We start from the raw sequence: 396 nt of genomic DNA, 5'->3' as shown, positions 1-396 counted from the left end.
ATTGCACGGAGTTGCAGCGCGTTGATTAACGTTTGCGGATACCGGCGGCTTTGCGTGGGATGTAGCGTGGCGGGACAGTTGATGCAACACATGTCTGCCGTCTGTTCAGCCATGGAGCAGCTGCGATCAGGCGCTCGGCGCGCTTTGCATCCAGCGATCTTCGAGTTCGCGCCACGCACGTCCGACGTTCAGCGCATGGCGGGGATGAAAGTTGCGCCAGTCGCGATAGGCGTCGCCCGGGACATACGCGAGCGCGCGGGCTGCGTCGCCGCCGCCTTCAATGGCGCGCGTGACCGTGCTGTCGAGCATGTCGAGATAGGCGAGCGTCGGCCGCAGCATCTGCGCAGGCGTGCCGATGGCGGTGCCGACGACGATGTTGGCGGGCAGTTGCACAAG

The 396-nt window shown here is 64.6% G+C and carries 1 protein-coding gene; it reads right to left on the bottom strand.

Annotated elements, in window-relative coordinates; translation table 11 throughout:
• Positions 1–126: 126 nt before the first annotated feature.
• Positions 127–396 (bottom strand): hypothetical protein (locus I6F31_RS36280; RefSeq protein WP_225187068.1); only part of this gene is annotated, 270 nt, incomplete at its 5' end.

Origin of the sequence: Bradyrhizobium sp. NBAIM01 (assembly GCF_020194115.1) — a bacterium.
Taxonomy (GTDB): domain Bacteria; phylum Pseudomonadota; class Alphaproteobacteria; order Rhizobiales; family Xanthobacteraceae; genus Bradyrhizobium; species Bradyrhizobium yuanmingense.
This window is presented reverse-complemented; position numbering and strand designations above follow the sequence as displayed.